The sequence below is a fragment of the Porphyromonas sp. oral taxon 275 genome (assembly GCF_018127745.1).
Classification (GTDB): domain Bacteria; phylum Bacteroidota; class Bacteroidia; order Bacteroidales; family Porphyromonadaceae; genus Porphyromonas.
In genome coordinates this window covers 1,940,661-1,957,438 of sequence record NZ_CP072333.1, presented here as the reverse complement: position 1 = coordinate 1,957,438, position 16,778 = coordinate 1,940,661, and the positions used below count along the sequence as shown (strand labels likewise).

The window sequence follows — 16,778 nt, the reverse complement described above, 5'->3', positions numbered from 1 at the left end:
ATGGATGCGGACTTAGAGCTTGAATTCGAGCGCTAGGTTGACATAGCGCTTGGGCTGGGAGAAGCGGACGAGGCGCTCCAGCCCGCCACGGAAGAAGTCGGCGTGGTGCACCAGCATCACGGGGCTGATGATCTGTCGGAGGTCATCCCACAGCCAGTAGCGGGCGTTGGTGAGGTTCATCACCGAGGCGCGCAGCGTCAGCCAGCGGCTCAGCTGGGCGTAGGCGAAGAGGTCCACCGTCACGTGGTTCTGCATCAGGTAGTAGGGGAACTGCTGGATCTGCTCGTCGCCGTAGAAGCTCCCGACGAAGCGCGTCTGGTCGACGTCCTTGGCCTTGAGGAAGTTCACCCTGAGGCTCAGCCCGCCCTTTTCCTTCGGCAGGTCGAAGTCCAGGCCCGCCACAGCCTTGAGCGGCTGGATGGCCATCATCGAGGTGCCGTCGCTGAAGCGTCCCACCGAGTAGCTCAGCGAGCTGCTCAGCGCCAGTGAGCCGTAGCGGCGCAGCTGGGGCAGCAGCTCCTCGAGGTAGACGCTGCTGCTGAAGTCGATCCCCCAGAGCCAGGCGCGCTTCTTATTCTCATTGATCGAGTAGGCTACGTCTCTATTCTGCCCGTCGAGGAAGACCTTCTGCACGCCGTAGAGCGGCTCGATATAGTCCCTATAGGTATTGTAGTAGAAGCTGAGGTCGTAGGCGAAGGCCTTGGGCTGGGCCGTGCCGACGTGCCACTCGTGGTTGAAGCTCTGCTCGCGTCGCAGCTGCGGATTGGACAGGACGAAGAAGGCAGGCGAGAGGCTGACGTACTGGAAGAAGCGCTCCTGCGAGGTCGGCACGCGGTAGCCCGTGGAGAACTTGTAGCCCACGGAGAGCTCAGGCGCCACATCATAGCTGACGATGGCCATAGGCGTCAGCCCCCACTCACGGATGCTGGCGCGGTCGAAGTCCATCCCCGCCGTCTTAAGGTTGCCGATGAGGTAGCCCAGGTAGTTGAAGTCGTTGTCGCCCTTCCAGTCCAGCGTCTCGGAGTGGAAGAAGTCGTAGCGCAGCCCCAGCTCCAGGCGTAGCCGCCCACGAGAGATGCGGTCGCTCACGAGGAGGGAGAAGTTGTCTCGGTTAGCTGGGCGCTGGAAGGAGTAGACGTAGCTGCTCGGGGGGAGCTCCTCGCCGAAGGTATAGGTGCGCCCCTTGTAGCGTAGGCCCTCGCTGTAGGTATTGATGCTGCGCGAGATGTCTACGTTCTTGTCCTCAGTGTGGTGGTGCAGGTAGCTGGTCTGCAGGGTGAAGAAGTGGTAGCCGAGGGCACCGAAGTTGAGGGGCTTGGTCGTGGCCTTCAGCGAGAGGGCTTGGTCGCCGAAGCTCATCCCCTTCAGGAGGCGTCGGCTACCGGCGAAGAGATAGTTCGGGCGGAAGGAGCTGATCTCGGGGCGGTAGAGCGAGCTGCGCGTGTCGGCGTCGAGGTAGCTGGTCTGCGTATTGGCGTAGACGTTGACCTCATTGAGCCAGCTGGACTCGAGGGGCGTGTAGCGGTAGTTGAGGTCCCAGCGGCGCGAGAGTACCTGGTCGTGCCCGTAGTAGTAGGGCTCGTGCTGGGAGGTCAGCACGTAGGCGGGCTCCAGTGACCAGACCTCGGTGTCGGTGACCTTATTCTGCGTGTAGTAGGAGGCCGTCAGCTTGTGCTCGCCGAGGCGGTAGGCCAGCTTGCCGAGGAAGGACTGCTGGCGGTAGCTCAGCGGGTCGGGGCGTGTGGCGAAGATGCTGCGCACGAGCGGCCCTGAGCCGAAGTTGCGCGTCTCGCCTCCCGTGCGGTGGGCGTAGAGCGCCATGGCCTCCAGCCCGCCGAGGACGGCGGCCCCGCCGACGGAGTAGACGCGCCCCTGGGCCATGTTATCCCCGCCGACCTTGGCCTGCAGGCCGAGGGAGCGGCCTGGGCTGATCATGCTACGGGCTTCCTTGGTCTCGAAGTTCACCGCTCCGCCCAGCGCCCCCGTGCCGTGCTCGAAGGAGGAGGCGCCCTTCTTGATGTCCACCTTCTTGATGAACTCAGTCTCGAACTGCGGGCGGGCCGAGTTGATCAGTCCGTAGGAGCTGAAGACGACGTTGGTCTCCGTCTCAGGCTGTGGCAGTCCGTCCACGGAGATGGATACGCGGTTCTCGTCCACGCCGCGGATCGCGAAGCCCTTGTTCCCATAGCGGGAGACGGACTCGCTGAGGCCGATGCCTGGGAGGTAGCGGACGAAGTCCTTGGTCTGGAGGATGAACTGGCGGGCGATGTCGCGCTCGGTGAGCTCCTCGCGGCCGATGTCCTTCTTGCGGATCTTCTTGGGGCGCAGGCGGTCGTCGATGTAGACCTTGCGCAGCTGGATGGTGCGGCGCACGCTGTCCGTGCTGCTCGGCGTCTGTGCCGTAGCGCTGGGGGCAGGGCTTGGGCTGCTGGGACTGCTGGGGGTGGCGTCCTTCCGGGCGGGGGTATGCTGCTGCGCTTCCTTCTTGAGCGGCTCTTTCTTGAGGGGCTCGGTGGGCGTCTGCTTCTTTACCGCCCGACGGATGAGCACGGGGCGGCGCTGCAGGCTATCGCTGCTCTCGGCATGGAGCTCTGAGGCGAGCGAGAGGAGGCTGAGGCTAAGTAGCGGCAGGAGTAGTCGTCTCGTCATGGGCTCTAGCTACGGTAATAGGTGAGGTCAAAGACTTGCTCGAGACTGAAGCCGAGCTCATGCCCCTGCCAGGGGGCGCGCTGCTCGACCGTCAGCTGGGCGCCCGAGGGGAGGCTGAGCCCCTGCAGTCGGAGCGTATAGCGGTCGCGAGCACCCTCGATCTCCTCGCGGCGTAGGCGGCAGGTGACGCCGACGACCACAGGCTCGGGGAGGGCACTGGTGCGTAGGAGCGCCCCGTCGAAGTGCAGGCTGTCCCTGCGGCTCGTATAGCTGTAGATGCTGCCCGCTAGATCGATCGTGGCGGCGTGGTTGCGCCCGTCTACCGACAAGAGGCAGGGCAGCTGTGCCGAGCCCTCGAGGCTCACCTCATTGCTCGTACCGAAGATGAGGAAGCGGTCGTGCCCCTCGATCTTGAAGCTGCGGAAGCGCAGCACCTCGTTGTCGGCGATGCTGGGCGCCTGCTTGACGTTCTGATAGTTGTCCTCGCGCTCCAGCTCGCGCTCGAAGCAGCCCGCGAGCCCAGCGGCCAGCCCCAGCACTAGGAGCAGCCGTCCCGCGCGGCTATATATATAAGGAGTAGGGTGGTGGGTCATCGCTGTGCCTTGGCTTGGGACTTGAGCAGGCGCACGGGGCCGTGCCAGTCGCGCTGTACGGCGCGGCCGACCAACAGCGTCCCGTAGTGGCGCTCCGAGTCATAGATACTGATGTAGAGGTAGGGATCGGCTGCGGCCTCGGTACGCTTCGACGTGTCGTACTCGGGCTCTAGCATCTGCTTCGCCTTGTAGGCCTCCCCCTGGTAGCGCATCGTCCAGACGACGGTATAGGGGCCGAAGCTCGAGGCCAGCGCACGCGTCATCGGCAGCACGAGCGTCAGGTAGCGCTTGCCGAAGTAGTAGCGCTGTGGGCGGCTGCTGTCCCAGTCCTCGCCGCGCCCGTAGATGCTACCGCCCTCGCCCGTGCCGCGCGAGTCGTAGTCGTCGAAGATACGCGCTGCGTCGTAGCCGTAGGGGAAGTTGCCGTAGATCTTGGGTGTCTGTAGGTAGTCGAGGCTGAGGGCGTGTCCCGCGCCGAAGCTGAGGCTATTGCCCAGCGGCTCGGTGGTGAGCCACTCATAGCTGCTGTAGGAGCCTGGGAGTAGGGCCCCGCGGCGGAAGCCCTGCTGCTGCCAGCGACTACCCTCCAGCTCGGCCTCGCGCCCTGTGAACTCGGGGTAGGTGGCCAGTGTGCTATCCAGCACCGCCAGCCCCCGCTGCTGTACGGCACGCTCTAGGGCGGCCTCGCGCTGGGGGGAGCGGCGCTTGTAGCTCGGGGCCTCCTGCTGGAGGAAGGTGCGGAGCTGAGCCTCCAGCTGGGCGCGGCGGAAAAGCAGCAGGCTGGGGTCGGTGGCGACCTGCTCGATGCTGGGCTTGCTGTAGCTGCCCGAGAGGATGATCATCGACTGGTAGCGGTCGTAGCGCGTAGTACGGCACTCGGCCTGGATCTGGCGTACGCGCTGGCTGAGGAGCTGGGCCTTGCGCAGGTAGCTCCAAGTGCTGCGTAGCTCCTCGTCCTCCGCGAGGAGGCTGTGTGCTCCAGCGGGGAAGAGCTGCTGCGTCTGGCGCGCCACGGCCTCGGGCGCCTCCCAGACCTCGTCCAGGAGCTGATCCATGCGCTCCAGGAGATTGCGGCGCTGGCTTTGGCTGAGCTCCTCTGCGGCACGTGTGGGGTCCTCGCCGCGCTCGCTGCAGGCCGAGAGGCCGAGCAGGAGACCGAGCCCGAGGAGGGAAAATAGATGTTTCATACGGGGCTGCGTCAATAAAATTGCGTGCGCCGCAAAGGTAGGGGAATTCACTTCCCTCCGCCCTCCATAGTCTTAGGTAAATCTCCGCGCGCGTGTCCCTATATGTAGGTACTGCGTGCGCGGGGGTAGCCGCATGACGCTCGAGCCTTGCCCTAGGCCTAGGCTCCCTGCCGCTCACCAGCCGCTGCGGGAACCCGCGCGAGGGTGGGGCAGCACTCGGGGCCCTGTCCTCACGGCTTACGCTCCCTTGGACGGCTCGCCCCTTGCGCAGGCTGCAGAGCGGCTTAGGGGAAGGGAGTAAAGGGCTTCGCCCCTTAGTCCAAGCGCTGGGGGGCCTGGGCTAAGGGGCGAAGTGCTTAGCGCTCGGGGCCTGCCCCGACTAGCGTAGCTGGCGGAGCATCAGTCGGTCGAAGAGCCTATCGGGGAGCAGGGCGCGCAGCGTGAGGAGGGTCGTGGCGAACTGGCCGACGCGGTAGCGCGTCCTCGGGCGGCGCGCACGGACGATCTGGCTAACGACGGCAGCCACCCGCTCGGGGGACGAACCGCCGCCGCCCGTATCGCTGCGGTGGCTCTGCTCCCTGACGCGCTCCATCAGGGCACGGTAGGCACTCCCCGCGGTGAAGCGCCCCGTCTCATCGCGCAGCACGCTGCCAAAGGAGGTGGCGATGAAGCCCGGCTCCAGCAGCACGACCTCGATGTCGAAGGGCTGCAGCTCCAGCCGCAGGCAGTCGCTGAGGCCCTCCACAGCGTGCTTGCTGGCGTGGTACCAGCTCCCGAGGGGGAAGTGGATCTTGCCCGCGATGGAGGAGGTATTGAGGATGAGGCCGCGGCGCGCCTGGCGCATATAGGGCAGGACGGCCTGCGTCATCGCCGCGAGCCCCAGGAGGTTGACCTCCAGCTGGCGGCGTGCCTCCGTAAGGGGGACGTCCTCGAGGGGGCCGAAGAGGCCGAAGCCCGCATTATTCCACAGCACGTCGATACGTCCCTCGGCGGCGAAGATCTGGGCGACGACGGCGCGCACCTCGGCCTCGTCGCTGACGTCCAGGTGTAGGGGGTGGGCCCCGAGGGCGCGAAGGGGCTCCATGGCCTCGAGGCGGCGGGCAAGGGGGTAGACGATGTGGCCCTCACGGAGGAGGCGCTCGGCGCTGACGCGCCCTATGCCCGAGCTGGCGCCCGTGATGAGGATGACCTTAGCTTGCTTTTTACTCATACTGCTGTCCTTTGCTTCTGTAGCTTTCTTCGCCCCCAAAGATAGGGCTAATGTCCCGCCCGCCCCTCCCCCGCGCGACGAAGCCCCCCCGCGGCTGCCCGCCGCCCGTATGCAGGGTCGCCCCTGTGGGGCTCTGTCCTTATTGGTGCTGCTGTCCCCAGGGTTTGGTCGCCCTTACAGGGCTACGCACCCTGGGCTTTGGAGGGGTCGCCCCTATCGGGGCTTGGAGCGCGGAGCATGAGGAGGCAAGGCTAGCTCTCCTGCGTCCCCAGGGTTTGGTCGCCCTTACACTTACAGGGCTGCGAACCCTGGGCTTTGGAGGGATCGCCCCTATAGGGGTTTGGGGCACGGAGTCCGAGGAGGCAAGGCTAGCTCTCCCGCGTCCCCAGGGTTTGGTCGCCCTTACAGGGCTGCGCACCCCGGGCTTTGGAGGGGTCGCCCCTATAGGGGTTTGGGGCACGGAGTCCGAGGAGGCAAGGCTAGCTCTCCCGCGTCCCCAGGGTTTGGTCGCCCTTACAGGGCTACGCACCCCGGGCTTTGGAGGGGTCGCCCCTATAGGGGCTTGGAGCGCGGAGTATGAGGAGGCAAGGCTAGCTCTCCTGCGTCCCCAGGGTTCGGTCGCCCTTACAGGGCTACGCACCCTGGGCTTTGGAGGGATCGCCCCTATAGGGGCTTGGAGCGCGGAGGATGAGGAGGCAAGGCTAGCTCTCCCGCGTCCCCAGGGTTTGGTCGCCCTTACAGGGCTACGCACCCTGGGCTTTGAAGGGGTCGCCCCTATAGGGGCTTGGAGCGCGGAGTATGAGGAGGCAAGGCTAGTCCTCCTGCGTCCCCAGGGTTTGGTCGCCCTTACAGGGCTACGCACCCTGGGCTTTGGAAGGGTCGCCCCTATCGGGGCTTGGAGCGCGGAGTATGAGGAGGCAAGGCTAGCTCTCCTGAGGCCCCAGGGTTTGGTCGCCCTTACAGGGCTACGCACCCTGGGCTTTGGAGGGATCGCCCCTATCGGGGCTTGGGGCACGGAGTACGAGGAGGCAAGGCTAGTCCTCCTGCTCTGCTATGCCCGCAGCTTATTTCTGTAGCTTCCTAGCTCCCCTTACGCTTTATGACTTGATCCATCCTAAGGGGCTTCCTCCCCCTTGTACCCTCCTGCTTGTAGGGCGCTAGCGGCTGCGCAAGCCCCAGCGGGGCGATCCTTTCCCAAAGCCCAGGGTGCGTAGCCCTGTAAGGGCGACCAAACCCTGGGTAGCCTAGATAAATAGCCATGAAGCCCTGCAGGGGCGACCCTCAAGAAGTCCGTAGCACCCTGCTCCTAGGTCTCCCGACCACGCTGCGGCTTGCCTCTCGCGGTACTCTGTGCTCCCGCGGCTCAGCTTGACTCTTACCAGCCCCCCGCGCTGAGGGATATCCCTCAGCGCGCTGACAGCCGTCCTTCGGCTCGCTGACTGATAGCCCTCACGAGGCCTCACGGATATCCCTCAGCGCGCCCCGAGGCTGCTGTCTTGGCGATTCGCCGTATCTTTACCGCTAGGTAATAGATAGGGATCATTAGCCCCCTGGTGCCTTAGCGCATGCGCTGCCTCGAGCGCGAGACGAGGCGCCGCAGCCGCTAGGCCTGGGCGATAGACCAAGAGTGACTACAGATGCAAGATACACAGCTGGCACAGAACCAGCGCGCGCAGCTGCATGCGCAGATATGGAAGATGGCCAACGAGGTACGCGGGGCGGTCGATGGATGGGACTTCAAGCAGTTCGTCCTCGGCATGCTCTTCTATCGCTTCATCAGCGAGCAGTTCGTCCTCACAGTGGAGGGCGGCGATAGCTCGATAGGCTACACCCAGATGGCGGACGAGGAGATCAGCGCGGTCGAGCGTGATACGATCGTTCGCCGCCTGGGGTACTACATCGCCCCCAGCCAGCTCTTCGGCAATGTCATTCGTACGGCGGCGCAGGATACCGACCTCAATACGCGCCTCAAGAATATCTTTAATGCCATCGAGGGCTCGGCTCTGGGCTATCCCTCCGAGAAGCAGCTGCAGGGGCTTTTCGCTGACTTCGATACCACGAGCACCCGCCTGGGGAACACCGTGCAGGAGAAGACGCGCCGCCTGCTGGCCGTCATGCAGGGCGTGGCGGAGCTGGACTTCGGTCCCTTCGGAGAGGCGCAGATCGACCTCTTCGGCGACGCCTATGAGTACCTCATCGGCAACTATGCAGCCAATGCCGGCAAGTCGGGGGGCGAGTTCTTCACCCCGCAGGCCGTCTCACGCCTCATCGCGCGGCTGGCGGTGCACGGGCAGCGGGAGGTGCGCAGCATCTACGATCCCGCCTGTGGCTCGGGCTCGCTGCTGCTGCAGGCGCGGCATCTGGAGCGTCAGGGACGCTTCAGCGGGAACTACTGTGGGCAGGAGATCAACCTGACGACCTACAACCTGGCGCGGATGAACATGTTCCTGCACGGGGTCAACTACTCCAAGTTCGACATCCAGCACGGGGATACCCTCCTGCGCCCTGCCCATAAGCCGCGCCTAGGCTTCGACGCCATCGTGTCCAACCCTCCCTACTCGGTGAACTGGGTGGGGGACGCGGATCCCACGCTGATCAATGATGACCGCTTCGCCCCCGCGGGGGTGCTGGCGCCGCGCTCCAAAGCGGACTATGCCTTCATCCTCCACATCCTCGACCGCCTCTCCGAGCGCGGGCGTGCCGCCGTGGTCTGCTTCCCAGGGATCTTCTACCGCGGGGGAAAGGAGCAGAAGATCCGCCGCTGGCTGGTGGAGGGCAACTATGTGGAGAGCGTCATCGCCCTCCCGCCCAACCTCTTCTACGGCACCTCTATCGCGGTGAACATCATGACCCTCTCCAAGGCCAAGTCCACGCGCGCCATACGCTTCGTCGACGCCAGTGGGGAGGACTTCTATAGCAAGGAGACGAATAACAACGTCCTGCGTCCCGAGCACATCAACCGCATAGAGGAGCTCTTCGCCAGCTCCGAGGAGGAGCCGCATGTAGCGCGCTCCGTCCCCTTTGAGGAGGTGGCGGCGCAGGACTTCAACCTCTCCGTCTCAAGCTATATCGAGGCGCGGGACACGCGTGAGGCTATCGACATCCGCGCGCTCAACGAGGAGCTCCGCCAGCGTGTGGTGCGTATCGACGAGCTGCGTCGAGGGATAGACCAGATCATCGCGGCGCTCGAGGAGGAGGGAGCTGCCTCATGAGCCAGCTCGTCACTGAGCGCAAGGGAGGAGGAGCGCGCACCTCGCTCGAGCTCCTCACCCAGCGCGTACAGCAGCATATCCTCTCGCTGCGTGGGCAGCAGGTCATCATCGATGCCGACGTGGCCGCCCTCTACGGGGTGGAGACGAAGCGCATCAACGAGGCCGTGCGCAACAATCCGGACAAGTTCCCCGAGGACTATATGTTCGTCCTCACGCAGGAGGAGGTCGCGGATTTGCGGACGAAGAAAACGGCCACAAAGCTCTCTCCCAAGACGCGCGCCCTGCCTAAGGTCTTCACCGAGAAGGGGCTCTACATGCTGGCCACCGTGCTCCGTGGGCGCGCTGCTACGGCCGTGACCTTCGCGATCATCGAGACCTTTGCCCAGGTGCGCAGCCTCAGGCGCGAGCTCGTCGAGCTCCATGAGGAGCGCGATGTGCCGCGGCATCGGGAGAAGCTGGAGCACTTCGGCCAGGTGCTCACGGATATCGTCATGCCCGACCTCGAGACGACGGAGACCGAGTCCACACTGGAGCTGAACTTCTTCATCGGTAAGATCAAGCACACCGTCAAGCGGGTCAAGAAAACAGAGCCCTCGGAATCATGATCAAGTACATAGAGCAGCTACTGCAAGGCCAGCCCGTCGTCTGGAAGCCCCTCGGCGAGGTGGGAGTATTCACCCGAGGCTCGGGGCTACAGAAGAAAGACCTTTGTGAGACAGGGGTTCCCGCCATCCATTACGGGCAGATCTATACCTATTACAAGGCCTCGGTGGAGAAGACTCTATCCTACGTTACAGAGGAGGTTGCCAGTAAGCTGCGTAAGGTAGATTACGGGGATGTCATCATTACCAACACCAGCGAGAATATCGATGACGTCTGTAAGGCTCTACTGTATCTAGTGGAGGAGCAGGGGGTGATAGGTGGGCATGCTTGTACCTTTAGGCCGTCGAACCAACTTTTGGGGAAGTATCTAGTTTATTATACGATGACCGATGAGTTCTATCAGCAGAAGCGTAAGCTGGCAAAAGGGACCAAGGTTATTGATGTATCGGCAACCGATCTTGCCAAGGTTGTCATCCCTATTCCTCCGCTGTCGGTGCAGGCGGAGATAGTTCGTATCCTCGACTCGTTCACCTCGCTGACAGCGGAGCTGGAGGCGGAGCTGGAGGCGAGGCGGGCTCAGTACGCCCATTACCGAGATGAATTGTTAAAGTTCACGAACCGCGGGGGGGGGGGGGTAAAATAGTGTATAGACCCCTCGGTGAGGTGGCGTCTATCAGGCGAGGTGATAGGGTCACAAAGTCGCAGCTGACTGCTAATGGGGCTTACCCTGTAGTAAGTGGAGGGACTAAACCTTTGGGATATTTCTCTCAGTCTAACAGGAAGGCAGAGACTATAACCATAGCTCAATATGGGACGGCTGGTTATGTGGACTGGCAAGAGACGGACTTTTGGGCGAACGATGTCTGCTACTCGGTGTTCCCACATCTGGAGCTTGATAATCGTTTCTTACTCCACTTCCTTAGGGCACGTCAAGGAGAGATATACTCACTGGCAACAGAAGCGATACCAGCCCATCTGCCCAAACATAGAATTGAGAGGCTCCCCATCCCCATCCCTCCGCTAGAGGAGCAGGAGCGCATCGTGCGGCTCTTGGACGAGTTCGATACGCTGACCAGCTCGCTGACGGAGGGCTTGCCCCGCGAGATCGAGCTGCGCCGCCAGCAGTACGCCTACTACAGAGACCAGCTGCTCTCCTTCCCGAGGGAGGCTGACGCTAGTTGATCTCCTCCGTCTACCCTCACAGGAGCCCCCTCTCATAGGGCGGCCTCTATGCGGACCGCCCCAACCCCAGTCGCCAGCGCGGTCTATGGACGGGGTGCTACTACTACATATATATACGTACGTAAGGGAGCCCCGCATCCCCCTGGGGGCAGCAAGGAGCCTCCTAAGCATAAGCTACCATCAAAAGCAAGTAAGGCCAGAAATGAAGCAGTACACTCCCATCGCAGAGGCACCCGACTATATTGTCCTCGACCAGTACACCCCCGTAGCGCGCTCGGGCGATCACTATCAGAGTGAGGCCGAGCTAGAGCGCGAGCTGATCGCCGATCTCGTGGCGCAGGGCTACGAGTATGCCCCCGAGATCAAGACCCCCGCACAGCTGCTGGCCAACGTGAGGCGGCAGCTGGAGGCACTCAATGGCATCAGCTTCAACGAGGCCGAGTGGCAGCGCTTCGTGGACGAATACCTCGACAAGCCCGGTGAGGATGCCGTGGCCAAGGCGCGTAAGCTCTACGATGACTATATCTATGACTTCGTCTACGATGATGGGCACCTGGGTAACATCCGCCTGGTCGATAAGCAGGACCAGCGGCGCAACAAGCTGCAGGTCATCTCGCAGCTCGAGCAGACGGGCCTGCGGACGAACCGCTACGACGTGACGATCCTCGTCAATGGGCTGCCGCTGGTGCACCTCGAGCTCAAGCGGCGCGGGGTGGCCATACGTGAGGCCTTCAACCAGATCCACCGCTACAGTCGCGAGAGCTTCCACGGGGAGAGCTCGCTCTACCGCTACGTACAGCTCTTCGTCATCAGCAACGGGACGGATACCCGCTACTTCGCCGCCACGACGCGCCGAGAGAAGAGTAGCTATGACTTCACCATGAACTGGGCGCTGGTAGACAACCAGCCGATCAAGGAGCTGCGGGACTTCACCGCTACCTTCCTCGGGCAGCGCACGCTGCTCTCGCTGCTGCTGACCTACACGGTGCTGGATACGACGGATACGCTGCTGGTGATGCGTCCCTATCAGGTGGCGGCTACCGAGCGCATCCTCAGCAAGGTGCGCAACGCCTGGCTGCAAAAGGCCTGGTCCACTCCCAAGGCGGGCGGCTACGTGTGGCATACGACGGGCTCGGGCAAGACGCTGACCAGCTTCAAGGCCGCCCAGCTAGCCACGCAGCTGGACTTCGTGGATAAGGTCTTCTTCGTCGTCGACCGCAAGGACCTGGACTACCAGACGATGCGGGAGTACCAGCGCTTCTCGCCCGACAGCGTCAATGGATCGGACAGCACGCGCGGCCTGAAGCTCAACCTTGAGCGCACTGACCGCAAGATCATCGTCACGACGATACAGAAGCTCACGCGCCTACTGCGTGGGGAGGCGGAGCTCCCCGTCTACGAGCAGCAGGTGGTCTTGATCTTCGACGAGGCGCACCGCTCGCAGTTCGGCGAGGCGCAGCAGCTCATCCAGACTCGCTTCCGCTATTACTATCAGTTCGGCTTTACGGGGACGCCCATCTTCAAGGAGAACGCGGTCGAGGACCAGACGACGGAGCTGGTCTTCGGTCCCTGCCTGCACCGCTATATCCTGCCCGATGCGATACGGGATGAGAAGGTGCTGAAGTTCAAGGTCGACTATAATGATGTGCGCCCTGCCTTCCGTGATCTGGAGCGCGCCTCGCCTGAGGAGGTGGATGCACTCCCTGGGGCGAACGTCGGGCTAAGGAGCCCCGAGCGCATCCGCCAGATCTGTCGCTATATCCTCGAGCAGTATCCCCGCAAGACCCACCGCCCGGTGAGCGGCCGCGGCGGCTTCAATGCGATGCTCGCCGTCGACAGTATCGACTCCCTACGCGTCTACTATGACGAGCTGCAGCAGCTGCAGCAGGGACTCGATCGGCCGCTGCGTGTGGCGACGATCTTCTCCGTCCAGCCCAATGAGCCGGTACAACCGAAGGGCTCGATCGCGGACGAGGGGGCGGATCCCGAGCTGCTGGAGCTGTCGAATCGGGAGTTCCTCGCGCGGGCCATCAAGGACTATAACGGCTACTTCGGCACGAACTATGGGCTGGATAGCGCCTCCTTCCAGAACTACTACCGTGACCTGGCGAAGCGGACGCGTGCAGGGGAGGTAGACCTGCTGCTCGTGGTGGGGATGTTCCTCACGGGCTTCGACGCGCCGTGCCTCAATACGCTCTTCGTGGATAAGCCCCTTTGCTATCATGGCTTGATCCAGGCCTTCTCCCGCACCAACCGTATCTACAACGAGACGAAGGCCTTCGGGAATATCGTCTGCTTCCGAGACCTCGAGGGGGCGACGAACGAAGCGCTGCGCCTCTTCAGCGACAGCCTGGGTAAGGAGACCACGCTACTGCTGGAGCTTGGCTATGGGGACTACATGCACGGCTATGAGGATGCCTCGGGCACCTTCCAGCCCGGCTATCAGCAGCTGCTCGGTGAGCTGCGCAGCAGCTTCCCCGACCCTAAGGCTATCGTGGGGGAACAGGCAGAGTACGACTTCGTGGTGCTCTTCGGTGCCTATCTGAGGATGGAACACAGGCTGCGCAACTATGACCAGTATACGGCCTGCCGTGAGCTCGAGGCGCTGCAGCCCGAGGATACCGAGGGACGTGCTCGTATCCAGGAGCGCTATGGACTGAGCGAGGAGGAGCTGCAGGAGCTGGTAGAGACCGAGCTGCTCAGCCATCGCGATACGCAGGACTACAGATCGACCTACCAGGACATCCTCCGCAAGCGCCGCTCTGCTACGCCCTCAACAGGAGGCGAGGAGGACGATACCCCATCGCCTACCCCAGCAGTCGACTGGTCAGGAGTGACCTTCGAGATCGAGCTCCTCAAGAGCCAGGAGATCACGCTGGACTACCTGCTGAGCTTGCTCTTTGACTACTACAAGGAGAAGAAGAGTAAGGAAGGGCTCATCGAAGAGCTGCGCCGCGTGGTGCGTGCGAGCGTAGAGCACCGAGCCAAGGAGGGACTGATCACTGACTTCATCCAGGGGCAGGATCTAGACAGCATCCCCGACAAGGAGACGCTGGTGCGTGCCTTCTATGCCTATGCCCGAGACCGCAAGGAGCAGGAGGTCGAGGAGCTCATCAGCGAGGAGGGGCTGCGCCCCCAGGAGGCACGACGGTATATCGCTGCTGCGCTACACCAGGAGTATGCCTCCGACCTGGGAACGGACTTTAGTGAGATCCTGCCCCCAGCTCCGCTTGTCAAGAATCCAGGCTACCTGCAGCGGCTGCGGCGTATCTTCGAGCGGGTCGAGCGCCTCGTGGATACCTACAAGCAGATCGGGGGCGAGCTCCTCGATCCCTCGGCGCTTGATCCTGAGGACGAGTAGGCCGCGCTCGCTTTTCCCTTTTGCTTTCCCTTTCCTTACCCTTGCAGTCATCACTGTAGTTTGCCCCCGCGCTGAGGGATATCCATCAGCGCGCTGACTGCCGTCCCTCGGCTCGCTGATCGATAGCCCTCACGAGGCCTCACGGATATCCCTCAGCGCGCCCCGAGGCTAATGGGCGGAGCGCGGGCGTGGCCCTTAGGGGAGCTTGTCCTCGAAGGGAGAGGCGGGCAAGCGCCTGCTTGGGGTGAGGGGAGAGCATTCTGCTCCATTATATATAGAGCGTAGGAGCGCGCGGCGAGAGCCTAGAGGCGGTGCTTCCCTCCCAGCCTTAGGGAGGCGGTGCGTCAAGAGATAGAGGAGGCTAGGGGAGCGTGGGAGGGCGGCGTGCAGGCGGTAATTGCTTGTGCGTTTGGTATGTTGAGAAAAGTTTGTATATTTGCAGGCGAAAATAGCCCAAGAGTCCAGTGAGGCTCACGCTATTAGGGAGAGGCGTCTTCCACAGATACGCATGCATGACAAGCCGATGTAGCTCAGCGGTAGAGCACTTCCTTGGTAAGGAAGAGGTCTCGGGTTCAAGTCCCGACATCGGCTCCAAAGAGTCGGACGTGGAGTATCTAGACGCTCACATCGAGCATATTTCTTAAGAATAGATATTTTAGTTATGGCTAAAGAAACTTTTAACAGATCGAAACCGCACGTAAATATCGGTACGATCGGTCACGTCGACCACGGTAAGACGACCCTTACCGCTGCAATCACCACGGTGCTTGCTAAGCGCGGTCTCTCCGAACTCCGTTCGTTCGACTCGATCGATAACGCTCCCGAAGAAAAGGAACGCGGTATCACGATCAACACCTCGCACGTAGAGTACGAAACGGCTAACCGTCACTACGCTCACGTTGACTGCCCAGGTCACGCTGACTATGTGAAGAACATGGTTACCGGTGCTGCTCAGATGGACGGTGCTATCATTGTAGTAGCTGCTACGGATGGTCCTATGCCTCAGACGCGTGAGCACGTCCTTCTGGCTCGTCAGGTCAACGTACCTCGCCTGGTCATCTTCATGAACAAGTGCGATATGGTCGATGACGAAGAAATGCTCGAGCTCGTCGAAATGGACATGCGCGAGCTGCTCTCCAGCTACGACTTCGACGGTGATGAAACGCCCGTCATCCGTGGCTCTGCCCTCGGTGCGCTCAATGGCGAGCCCCAGTGGGAAGAGAAGGTTATGGAGCTGATGGATGCCGTTGACACCTGGATCCCCCTGCCTCCTCGTGACATCGATAAGCCCTTCCTCATGCCCGTCGAAGACGTGTTCTCCATCACGGGTCGTGGTACGGTAGCAACGGGTCGTATCGAAACGGGTGTTATCCACACGGGTGACGAAGTTCAGATCATCGGCCTCGGTGCAGAAGGTCTGAAGTCTGTCGTAACGGGTGTCGAAATGTTCCGTAAGATCCTCGACGAAGGTCAGGCTGGTGACAACGTCGGTCTCCTCCTCCGTGGTATCGACAAGAACGAAATCAAGCGTGGTATGGTCATCGCTAAGCCTGGCCAGGTCAAGCCCCACTCTCGCTTCAAGGCTAGTGTCTACGTCCTGAAGAAGGAAGAAGGTGGTCGCCACACGCCTTTCCACAACAAGTACCGTCCTCAGTTCTACATCCGTACGCTCGACGTAACCGGTGAGATCACCCTCCCCGAAGGTGTAGAAATGGTGATGCCTGGTGACAACGTTGAGATCAACGTTGAGCTCATCTACCCAGTAGCTTGCTCTGTAGGTCTTCGCTTCGCTATCCGTGAAGGTGGCCGTACGGTAGGTTCGGGTCAGATCACCGAAATCCTCGACTAAGAAGAGGCCAAACAAAGAAGAGGGGTAGCAGCCTCCGCTGCTGCCCCTCTCTCCTACGGGTTTAGCTCAGTTGGTAGAGCACTGGTCTCCAAAACCAGGTGTCGGGAGTTCGAGTCTCTCAACCCGTGCTAAATAAAGCGATAATGAGTTTCACAAAAAAGATAGGAGCCGCGTTCCGCGACTCGTATGTCGAGCTTACGCAGAAGGTGAGCTGGCCCACGTGGTCGGAGCTTACCAATAGCGCTGTGGTGGTGATGGTTGCTTCCCTCATCATCGCTATAGTCGTTTTAGGGATGGACAAGGCATTCGAGACCATCCTGAAGCTGGTGTATAGCACGATCGGAGCCTAGCGCTACCCTAGAGACCAAGAGCAGTTTATGTCTGAAGTAAGAGAAAAGAGATTCTATGTGCTACGCGCCGTCAGCGGCACGGAGCAGAAGGTGAAGGAGCAGATCGAGGCAGAGATGAAGCTTACGAGCTTGGGTCAGTATGTCTCTCAGGTGCTTATCCCCACAGAGAAGATCGTCTCTCAGCGTAACGGCAAGAAGGTCATCAAGGAGCGCCCCTATCTCCCCGGCTACGTGCTCATCGAGGCTGTCCTCGTCGGTGATGTCGCGCACACGCTGCGCAATATGACCAACGTCATCGGCTTCCTGGGTGCTAAGCGTGGTGGAGAGCCCGAGCCCCTCAAGCGCTCAGAGGTGGAGCAGATCCTAGGCAGAGCCGACCAGATGGCCGATTCGGAAGGGGTCTACGAGATCGATCTCTATGTGGGTGATGTCGTACGCATCATCGATGGGGCCTTTGCCAACTACGAAGCGACGGTCGAGGAGGTCACTCCCGAGAAGCAGAAGCTGCGTGTGATGGTCAAGATGTTCGGGCGTAAGACTCCGCTGGAGCTTAATTATTCGCAGGTGGTTAAAGAGTAGCGC

12 protein-coding genes, 2 tRNA genes and 1 pseudogene are annotated in these 16,778 nt (G+C 61.8%); 11 read left to right on the top strand and 4 right to left on the bottom strand.

The window, feature by feature from the left end; translation table 11 throughout:
* Nucleotides 1–12: 12 nt before the first annotated feature.
* From J4862_RS07875 to J4862_RS07860, 4 genes are all read right to left on the bottom strand, one after another.
* The gene (locus J4862_RS07875) at nucleotides 13–2,649 is read right to left on the bottom strand and encodes a TonB-dependent hemoglobin/transferrin/lactoferrin family receptor (protein WP_211788556.1); all 2,637 of its coding nucleotides are present in this window, start codon (nucleotides 2,647–2,649) and stop codon (nucleotides 13–15) included.
* 5 nt (nucleotides 2,650–2,654) lie between these two features.
* Nucleotides 2,655–3,242 (bottom strand): hypothetical protein, encoded by a 588-nt coding sequence (locus J4862_RS07870; RefSeq protein ID WP_211788555.1) that lies wholly within the window; start codon nucleotides 3,240–3,242, stop codon nucleotides 2,655–2,657.
* A complete protein-coding gene (locus tag J4862_RS07865; RefSeq protein ID WP_211788554.1) occupies nucleotides 3,239–4,429 on the bottom strand; it encodes a hypothetical protein in 1,191 nt (396 codons plus the stop codon). Before J4862_RS07865 ends, J4862_RS07870 begins: the two co-directional genes overlap by 4 nt.
* Before the next feature lie 379 nt (nucleotides 4,430–4,808).
* Nucleotides 4,809–5,639, bottom strand: coding sequence for an oxidoreductase (locus tag J4862_RS07860; protein ID WP_211788553.1), 831 nt, complete (start codon nucleotides 5,637–5,639; stop codon nucleotides 4,809–4,811).
* 1,637 nt (nucleotides 5,640–7,276) lie between these two features.
* Between J4862_RS07860 and J4862_RS07855 the strand changes: the two genes are divergently transcribed.
* The 11 genes and pseudogenes from J4862_RS07855 (at nucleotide 7,277) to nusG (ending at nucleotide 16,775) form a co-directional block, all read left to right on the top strand.
* Nucleotides 7,277–8,851, top strand: a complete 1,575-nt coding sequence (locus tag J4862_RS07855; RefSeq protein WP_211788552.1) for a type I restriction-modification system subunit M — start codon at nucleotides 7,277–7,279, stop codon at nucleotides 8,849–8,851.
* Entirely contained in the window at nucleotides 8,848–9,456 is a 609-nt protein-coding gene (locus J4862_RS07850; protein ID WP_211788551.1) for an ORF6N domain-containing protein, read from the top strand. Before J4862_RS07855 ends, J4862_RS07850 begins: the two co-directional genes overlap by 4 nt.
* Nucleotides 9,453–10,097, top strand: coding sequence for a restriction endonuclease subunit S (locus tag J4862_RS07845; protein ID WP_211788550.1), 645 nt, complete (start codon nucleotides 9,453–9,455; stop codon nucleotides 10,095–10,097). The genes J4862_RS07850 and J4862_RS07845 overlap by 4 nt, the downstream gene beginning before the upstream one ends.
* Nucleotides 10,097–10,504: pseudogene (locus J4862_RS07840) on the top strand (restriction endonuclease subunit S); the annotation flags it as partial. The gene J4862_RS07845 and the pseudogene J4862_RS07840, both read left to right, overlap by 1 nt.
* Nucleotides 10,505–10,636 carry a hypothetical protein gene (locus J4862_RS08875; RefSeq protein WP_256438144.1) on the top strand — a complete coding sequence of 44 codons (132 nt, stop codon included), beginning with the start codon at nucleotides 10,505–10,507 and terminating at the stop codon, nucleotides 10,634–10,636.
* Between the two features lie 202 nt (nucleotides 10,637–10,838).
* Nucleotides 10,839–13,997 carry a type I restriction endonuclease subunit R gene (locus J4862_RS07835; RefSeq protein ID WP_211788548.1) on the top strand — a complete coding sequence of 1,053 codons (3,159 nt, stop codon included), beginning with the start codon at nucleotides 10,839–10,841 and terminating at the stop codon, nucleotides 13,995–13,997.
* A 519-nt stretch (nucleotides 13,998–14,516) separates the two neighbouring features.
* A tRNA-Thr gene (locus J4862_RS07830) sits at nucleotides 14,517–14,591 on the top strand.
* A gap of 67 nt (nucleotides 14,592–14,658) precedes the next feature.
* The gene (tuf, locus tag J4862_RS07825; RefSeq protein WP_211788547.1) at nucleotides 14,659–15,846 is read left to right on the top strand and encodes an elongation factor Tu; all 1,188 of its coding nucleotides are present in this window, start codon (nucleotides 14,659–14,661) and stop codon (nucleotides 15,844–15,846) included.
* A 55-nt stretch (nucleotides 15,847–15,901) separates the two neighbouring features.
* Nucleotides 15,902–15,974: transfer RNA gene (locus J4862_RS07820), tRNA-Trp, on the top strand.
* Nucleotides 15,975–15,989: 15 nt separating this feature from the next.
* Nucleotides 15,990–16,196, top strand: a complete 207-nt coding sequence (gene secE / locus J4862_RS07815; RefSeq protein ID WP_211788546.1) for a preprotein translocase subunit SecE — start codon at nucleotides 15,990–15,992, stop codon at nucleotides 16,194–16,196.
* A gap of 27 nt (nucleotides 16,197–16,223) precedes the next feature.
* Nucleotides 16,224–16,775 (top strand): transcription termination/antitermination protein NusG, encoded by a 552-nt coding sequence (nusG, locus tag J4862_RS07810; RefSeq protein WP_211788545.1) that lies wholly within the window; start codon nucleotides 16,224–16,226, stop codon nucleotides 16,773–16,775.
* Nucleotides 16,776–16,778 lie beyond the last annotated feature (3 nt).